The 8,105-nt window shown below is 61.6% G+C and carries 5 protein-coding genes; all 5 read left to right on the top strand.

The genetic code is table 11. From position 1 onward, the window contains the following. Window positions 1-92: 92 nt before the first annotated feature. The 5 genes from pvdM to PMI31_RS03470 all read left to right on the top strand — a co-directional run bounded on the left by pvdM (window position 93) and on the right by PMI31_RS03470 (window position 8,082). Window positions 93-1,442, top strand: a complete 1,350-nt coding sequence (gene pvdM / locus PMI31_RS03490) for a pyoverdine-tailoring dipeptidase-like protein PvdM (protein ID WP_008016266.1) — start codon at window positions 93-95, stop codon at window positions 1,440-1,442. Window positions 1,443-1,472: 30 nt separating this feature from the next. Then, a complete protein-coding gene (gene pvdN / locus PMI31_RS03485) occupies window positions 1,473-2,753 on the top strand; it encodes a pyoverdine-tailoring periplasmic protein PvdN (RefSeq protein WP_008016265.1) in 1,281 nt (426 codons plus the stop codon). 29 nt (window positions 2,754-2,782) lie between these two features. Beyond that, the gene (gene pvdO, locus PMI31_RS03480; RefSeq protein WP_008016264.1) at window positions 2,783-3,670 is read left to right on the top strand and encodes a dihydropyoverdine dehydrogenase; all 888 of its coding nucleotides are present in this window, start codon (window positions 2,783-2,785) and stop codon (window positions 3,668-3,670) included. A 217-nt stretch (window positions 3,671-3,887) separates the two neighbouring features. Next, window positions 3,888-5,537, top strand: a complete 1,650-nt coding sequence (locus PMI31_RS03475; RefSeq protein WP_008016263.1) for a cyclic peptide export ABC transporter — start codon at window positions 3,888-3,890, stop codon at window positions 5,535-5,537. A 127-nt stretch (window positions 5,538-5,664) separates the two neighbouring features. Beyond that, window positions 5,665-8,082, top strand: a complete 2,418-nt coding sequence (locus PMI31_RS03470; protein ID WP_008016262.1) for a TonB-dependent siderophore receptor — start codon at window positions 5,665-5,667, stop codon at window positions 8,080-8,082. Window positions 8,083-8,105: the final 23 nt, after the last annotated feature.

Genomic DNA, 8,105 nt, shown 5'->3' with positions numbered 1-8,105 from the left:
GCTTCGCTAAATTATCCGACCAGCCACTCGTTCCCCCAGATAGCAAAGGCCCCTGCGCCTGATCCCCGACGGCGAACCTGACTGAGACGGCAATGACAAAACCACCTTCGAAAAAGGCTCTTTTCATCGGCCTGCCGCTGGCCCTGGCGATCAGCGCGGGGGCAGGCCTTGCAGCCTGGGAATACGGATTCAAGAACAATCCCGGTTACCCGGTCAAGGTGATGAAACAGGCCGATCAATTGCAGGAGCGCATCCTCTCGTTCGACAGCCACATCACCGTGCCCATGGACTTCGGCACCGCCGGCAACGAAGTCGACAAGGACGGCGAGGGCCAGTTCGATCTGGTCAAGACCGGCCGCGGGCGCCTGTCCGGTGCGGCGCTGACGATCTTCGGCTGGCCGGAAATATGGAACGGCGCCAACGCGCCCCATCGGCCTACCGCCGGCTTCGTTGACGAGGCCCGACACGAGCAGGAAACCCGCTACAAGATCATCAGCGCGATGGTCCGTGATTTCCCCAATCAGGTGGCCATCGCCTACACCCCCGACGACTTCCGGCGCCTGCATGGCGAAGGCAAGTTCGCGATCTTCATCAGCATGCTCAACGCCTACCCGCTGGGCAATGACCTCAACGCCCTGGACAAGTGGGCAGCGCGAGGCATGCGCATGTTCGGTTTCAGCTACGTGGGCAACAACGCCTGGGCCGATTCATCGCGGCCGCTGCCGTTCTTCAATGATTCGCGCGATGCCCTTGGCGGGCTGTCAGACATTGGCAAGCAGGCGGTCCATCGCCTCAACGACCTGGGCGTGATCATCGATGTGTCGCAGATGTCGACCAAGGCCCTGGAGCAAGTCGCGCAACTGAGCCGCACGCCGATGGTCGCCTCCCACTCGGCACCCCGAGCGCTGGTGGACATCCCGCGCAATCTCAGTGACGCGGAAATGCAGTTGATCAAGAACAGCGGCGGCGTGGTGCAGATTGTCGGCTTCCCGACCTACATCCGCCCGCTGAGCCAGGCCACCCAGGACAAGCTCAACGCCCTGCGCGCGCGCTTCGATCTGCAACCGCTGCAAGGCCTGGAGATGGCCATGATGCCCGGCGATCCGGTGATCACCGTCTGGCCCGAGCAACGTTTCGGCGAATACGCCAGCCAGCTCTATTCGATCCTCGACGAAGAACCCAAGGCCTCCCTCAAGGACTACGGCGATGCGATCGATTATGCCGTGAAGAAAATCGGTATCGACCACGTCGGCATCAGTTCCGACTTCAACGACGGCGGTGGCCTCGACGGCTGGAAAGACGTCAGCGAGGCCCGCAACGTGACCGCCGAACTGATCAGCCGCGGCTACAGTGAAGCCGACATTGCCAAGCTCTGGGGCGGCAACTTCCTGCGGGTCTGGGACCAGGTGCAGAAGTCTTCCCGGCCTGTGGTGCAGAACTGATTTTTCCTTTTGCCAAAGCGAACCGAACCCATGACCAACCGTCGTTCATTCCTCAAGCAGGCCGGCATTCTGGCAGCCGGCATTCCCCTGGCCTCGGCCGTCAACCTGCCCGCACTGGCCGCAAGCCCCGCACCGTTGCCCAAGGACAAATGGGACCAGTTGCGCCAACTGTTCACGCAGGACCCGAACTACCTGCACTTCGCCAACTTCCTGGTGTCCTCGCACCCGCGTCCGGTGCGTGAAGCCATCGAGATGCACCGCGCCAACCTCGATCGCAACCCGGGCCTGGCCATGGACTGGCATCGCGGCGAAACCGAACGCCGTGAAGAAGATGTGCGCGTGTGGGCCGGTCGCTATCTGAAAGCCAAGCCGTCGCAGATCGCCCTGACCGGCAGCACCACCGAAGGTCTGGCGATGATCTATGCCGGCATCCACGTGCGTCCGGACCAGGAAATCCTCACCAGTGAACACGAGCACTACGCCGCCAACAGTGTGTTCGAATACCGCACCCAGAAGGACGGCACCCAGGTTCGCAAGATCAGATTGTTCGAAGACCCGTACAAGGTCTCGACCGCCGAAGTGTTGGCCGCGATTGAACGCAACATTCGCCCCGAGACCCGCGTACTCGGCATGACCTGGGTGCATTCCGGCAGCGGCGTGAAGCTGCCCATCGGCGAGATCGGCAAACTGGTGGAAGAGAAAAACCGTGGCCGCGCAGACAAGGACCGCATCCTCTACGTGATCGATGGCGTACACGGCTTCGGCGTGGAGAACGTCGATTTCCCGGACATGCACTGCGACTTTTTCATCGCCGGCACCCACAAATGGATGTTCGGCCCACGGGGCACCGGGATCATCTGCGCCCGCTCCGACGAGCTCAAGGATGTGACCCCGACCATCCCGACCTTCTCCGAAGCCACCCAATTCTCCACCGTGATGACCTACGGCGGTTACCACTCGTTCGAACACCGCTGGGCGCTGACCGAAGCCTTCAAGCTGCATCTGGAGCTGGGCAAAGCCGAAGTCGCGACGCGCATTCACGACATCAACAGCTACCTGAAAAAGCGCTTGCAGGCGCACCCGTCGGTGGAACTGGTCACACCGCTGTCACCGGAGCATTCCGCCGGTTTCACCTTCTTCCGCATCAAGCACCAGGATTGCGAGGAGGTCGCCAACTTCCTGATGGATCGCCGTGTGGTGTGCGATGCCGTGGACCGTGATGTCGGGCCGATCATTCGTGTTTCACCGGGGCTGCTCAATACCGAAGCGCACATCGACCAGTTGATGGAGCTGATGGCCAGCAAGCTCTGAACCGCCGATTTCCTTTAGCGAGAACCCTTATGAACAACATCCTGTACAGGCAATCCTTACAACGCCTCGGCGCCCTGATGCTACTGGTATTGCTCGGCAGTGCCGTACCGAGCCTCGCCCAGGCGTACACGGCACCGCTGCCGGGCAAGGTCTTCAAGGATTGCCGCCACTGTCCGGAAATGGTGGTGCTGCCCGCCGGCACCTTCACCATGGGCACCCCGGAAGGCGAAGTTGGCCGCGAGCCGGATGAAGGCCCGATGCATGAGGTGACATTCGACAAACCCTTCGCCATGAGCCGTTACCAGATCACCGCCGGCGAATGGGTCCAATACATGAAGGAAACCGGGGTCACCCTGCCCGATGGCGATACCCGTCCCGGCCGGGCCTGCACCAATGGCAAACCGAGTTACCCCCAAGGCCCGCGTCAGCCGGCGGTGTGCATGAACTTCGCCGAAGTCACGGCGTATGTCGCCTGGCTGTCGCGCAAGACCGGCCAGCATTATCACATCGTCAGCGAGGCCCAACGCGAGTACGCGGCCCGTGCCGGGTCAACGGGACCGTTCCCCTTCCCGTTCGACCCCGGCACCGAGTACAGCATCGCCACCCACGCCAACACCTACGGACCCACCGACGGCTACAGCCATTCCTCCCCGGTCGGCAGCTATCCGCCGAATGCCTTTGGCATGTACGACATGCATGGCAACGTCTACGAATGGATCGCCGATTGCTACCACCCGGACTATGTCGGCGCGCCCACCGACGGCAGCGCCTGGACCGAACCCGATTGCGACACCCTGCGCACCCGCGGCAACGACTGGGGCGAAGCACCGGTGTTTTCGCGTTCTGGCAACCGCAACGACATCGACCCGCAAACCCGTGGCGACTGGATCGGGTTCCGCGTCGTACGCACTCTCTGACCTCCCCCCTTCCCCTTGTGGGAGCCTGAAATCGCGAAAAACCCAAGGGCACCGAGTTGATTCAGGTGCCCAGCGTTATCGTTGACCGCCATCGCGAGCAGGCTCGCTCCTACAGTGTTGTGTACCCGCCTCGCCACCTGTCTCCTGCGGTTTAAATTAACCCCTCCACCAGACGTTCTACTGGGTATCTGCCTTACGACCCAAGGAACTGTCTGCCATGACCCAGCCCACCCGAGGCGCCATCGGCGAATTACTGGCCCTGTTGAAACCGTTTCGACTGATCGTCGCCGTGTCCATTGTCCTGGGCATGGTCGGCGGCCTGAGCGTGACGGTGCTGCTGGCGACCATCAACAATGCGCTGCACTCGCCGGACGGCCTGACCCAAGGCGTGGTGGCCCTGTTCGGCGGTCTGTGCCTGCTGGCCCTGGGCAGTTCGATCTGCTCGGATATCGGCACCAACCATGTCGGCCAGCACATCATTGCCAGGCTGCGTAAAACGCTTGGGGAGAAGGTCCTTTCGGCGCCCATCGAGCAGATCGAGCGCTACCGCAGCCACCGGCTGATCCCGGTGCTGACCCACGACGTCGACACCATCAGCGACTTCGCCTTCGCCTTCGCGCCGCTGGCGATTTCCTTGACCGTGACCCTCGGCTGCATGGGTTATCTGGCAATGTTGTCGTGGCCGATGTTCCTGATGATGGCGCTGGCGATTGCCATCGGCACCGGCATCCAGTTCTACGCGCAGGGCAAGGGCATCCAGGGTTTCATGGCCGCCCGCGACGCCGAAGACGATTTGCAAAAGCACTACAACGCCATTGCCGGCGGCGCCAAGGAGTTGCGCATCCACCGCCCGCGCCGCCAGCGCATGTTCGTCAAAGGCATCCAGGGCACCGCCGATTTCATCTGCGCCACCCAAGTGCGTTCGATCAACACCTTCGTGATCGCCAAGACCCTGGGCTCTATGTTGTTCTTCGTGGTCATCGGCCTGGCGCTGGCCCTGCAATCCTTCTGGCCCAGCGCCGACAAAGCGGTGATGAGCGGCTTCGTGCTGGTGCTGCTGTACATGAAAGGCCCGATCGAGCACCTGGTCAGCACCTTGCCGATCGTGAGTCGCGCACGGATTGCCTTCCGTCGTATCGCCGAGCTGTCGAGCCAGTTCTCCTCGCCCGAGCCGCACCTGCTGCTCAACGACAACGACACCCGGCCGACCGTGGTCGACAGCCTGCAGTTGAACAACGTCAGCTACGCCTTCCCCGCCGCACCCGGCAGCGACGCCTTTCGCCTGGGCCCGGTGAACCTGAGCATCGGGCAAGGCGACATCGTGTTCATCGTCGGTGAAAACGGCTGCGGCAAGACCACGCTGATCAAGCTGCTGCTGGGGCTCTACGCGCCACAGCAAGGTTCGATCCTGCTCAACGGCCAAGGCGTCGATGCGCAGAATCGCGACGACTACCGCCAGTTGTTCACCACGATTTTTGCCGACTACTACCTGTTCGATGACGTGGTGCAGGGCGATCGGCACATTCCCGAAGATGCCAACGCCTACCTGCAACGGCTGGAGATCGCGCACAAAGTCAGCGTCAGGGACGGCAGTTTCACCACCACCGACCTGTCCACCGGCCAGCGCAAGCGCCTGGCGCTGGTCAATGCCTGGCTGGAAGAACGCCCGGTGCTGGTGTTCGACGAATGGGCCGCCGACCAGGACCCGACTTTCCGCCGCATCTTCTACACCGAGCTGCTGCCGGACCTCAAACGCCTGGGCAAGACCATCATCGTCATCTCCCACGACGACCGCTATTTCGACATGGCCGATCAACTGGTGCGCATGGAATCGGGCCGGGTCGTCACCGAGCGCGCAACGGCCTGAAGGTCATTGCCGCGCGCAAATCATTGTTTTTTTGAAGTTTGTTTTCCGGTTTAGCCAAAGTGGTACGTCTAATAATAATTATCATTAACTAAAAAACTGCACACACCATTCTGGAGCGATTCGAGCAATGCAAAGCCCTACTCTGTCCCGCGCACCGTTGGCATTAGCCATCGAACGGCAAAAGAAATTCCGAACGGTCGTGCCGGGCGCGCTGTTGACCCTGTTGCTGCTGGGAACGTCCCAGGTCGAGGCTGCTCCGGTGAACGTCAATGTGCCGTCCCAGTCGCTGGCCAGTGCATTACGCCAGCTGGGCGAGCAGACCAACCTGCAGATTCTCTACAACCAGGACCTGGTCAACGGCATCAAGTCCACGGCGGTGTCCGGCGACATGGAACCGGAACAGGCACTGAAAACCTTGCTGCTGGGGAGCGGCATCAATTTTCAGTTGAATGGCAACACCGTGTCGCTGGTGCCATCGACCGCTGACTCCAGTGCATTGCAGTTGGGTGCGACGTCCATTACCGGCCTGGCGCTGGGACCGACCACCGAAGGCTCGCACTCCTATACCACCAATGAAGTCACCATCGGCAAGGGCAACATCAAGCTCAAGGACATCCCGCAGTCGGTGTCCGTCGTCACGCGCCAGCGCATGGACGACCAAAACCTGAACAGCCTGCAGGACGCCATGCGCCAGGTCACCGGCGTGACCATCAAGACCTACAACTCCGGCTCCAGCCTCAGCGACATCTTCATGCGCGGCTTCCTCGTTGACCAGGTGCAGGTCGACGGCGTCTCGCAGCCGACCGCCCAGGGCGACATGGCCACCAGTTTCGACCTGGCGATGTACGACCGCATCGAAGTGCTGCGCGGCCCCTCGGGCCTGTACCAGGGCGCTGGCGAACCCGGCGGCACGATCAACGTGGTACGCAAGCGCGCCCTGAGCCAATTCGCCCTCGGTGGTGAACTGGCCGCCGGCTCCTATGATCGCTACCGTTCTTCGGTGGACGTCACCGGCCCGTTGAACGACGAGGGCACCGTGCGCGGTCGCTTCATCACCGCCTACGAGAACAACAAGTCCTTCGTCGATTACGCGAAGAACGAACGCCCGATGGTCTACGGCCGCCTGGAATTCGACCTCGACCCGGTCACCACCCTGTCGGTCGGTGGCGCCTACCAGAAGAACAACTCCACCCCGGCGTTCGGTTTGCCGGCCTACGCCGACGGCAAACTGCTCGACGTTCCTCGCTCGACCTTCCTCGACGCCAAGTGGAACACCCTCAACGAAAAAGTCTGGGAAACCTTCGCCGAACTCGACCACGAACTGGACAACGGTGGCCAGTTCAAGACCACGCTGACCTACCGTGATGCCGAAACCCCGGAGCGTAATTTCACCTGGGTCGACGGCGCGGTCGACCCGGCCACCGGTGACAGCTGGGCCGTGGCCTACGACTACTACACCCACATCAAGACCATCGGTGTCGACAGTTTCGTCACCACGCCGTTCGAGTTCGCCAATCGCCGGCACGAGTTCACCCTGGGCGCCGAGTACCAGCACCTGGACAAGGACTTCACCTACGGCGGCGGCGAGTACTTCCCGATCAACGTGTTCGATCCGGGCAGCATCGACATTCCCCGCAAAGACTATGCGCACGTCAATGGCAACTGGTCCAAGTCCGATCAGTACGGCGTCTACACCCGCGCCAAGTTCGACGTCACCGACTGGCTCGATGTCATCGGCGGCAGCCGTGTGACCTGGTACGAAAGCGACGCGAAGAACGCCAACGCCTTCTTCAACAACTTCGGCCAGGCCCACACCAGCATCAACCGCAAGGTCGTGCCGTACGGCGCAGTCATCGGCAAGATCACCCCGGAACTGTCGACCTACTTCAGCTACACCGGCGTGTTCAAACCGCAAAGCGAAATCGGAACGAACGGCGAGCCGGTCGGCCCGCGTGAAGGCAAGCAGTACGAGATTGGTCTCAAGCGCGAATTCTACGACGGCCGCCTGAACGCCAGCATCGCCGCCTTCCGCATCTACGATGAAAACCGCGCCGAATACGACAACACCTCCGGTGCCTACATGACCGAAGGCAAGGCACGCAGCCAGGGTTGGGAAACTGAGCTGAGCGGCAACCTGAGCGATAACTGGAGCATCGTCACGGGTTACGCCTACACCTCCACCAAGTTCCTGGACGGCGACCAGGCCAACAAAGGCAAGACCTTCAGCACCATCACGCCCAAGCACAACTTCAACCTGTGGACCAAGTACGAGTTCACCGACGGTCCGCTCAAGGACTTCAGCGTTGGCGGTGGCGTGCGTGTGGTCAGCGACACCTACTTCCAGCGTGATGTGAAGTTCCAGCAAGGCGGCTTTGCCGTCACCACGGCGCAGGTCGGCTACAAATTCAACGAAAACCTGTCGTCGACACTGACCGCCAACAACCTGTTCGACCGCAAGTACTACGACCGCGTCGATGCCTCCTGGGGCACCAACTTCTACGGCGACCCGCGCACCGTGACCCTGAGCCTGCGCGCGCATTACTGATGGCTGATTGCTCCTACAGTGGC

The sequence above is a fragment of the Pseudomonas sp. GM55 genome (assembly GCF_000282395.1).
GTDB classification, from domain to species: domain Bacteria; phylum Pseudomonadota; class Gammaproteobacteria; order Pseudomonadales; family Pseudomonadaceae; genus Aquipseudomonas; species Aquipseudomonas fluorescens_CC.
This window is presented reverse-complemented; position numbering and strand designations above follow the sequence as displayed.

Coding starts and splice junctions, on each gene's coding strand:
- pvdM (WP_008016266.1), top strand. CDS start 93: ATGACAAAACCACCTTCGAAAAAGGCTCTTTTCATCGGCCTGCCGCTG.
- pvdN (WP_008016265.1), top strand. CDS start 1,473: ATGACCAACCGTCGTTCATTCCTCAAGCAGGCCGGCATTCTGGCAGCC.
- pvdO (WP_008016264.1), top strand. CDS start 2,783: ATGAACAACATCCTGTACAGGCAATCCTTACAACGCCTCGGCGCCCTG.
- PMI31_RS03475 (WP_008016263.1), top strand. CDS start 3,888: ATGACCCAGCCCACCCGAGGCGCCATCGGCGAATTACTGGCCCTGTTG.
- PMI31_RS03470 (WP_008016262.1), top strand. CDS start 5,665: ATGCAAAGCCCTACTCTGTCCCGCGCACCGTTGGCATTAGCCATCGAA.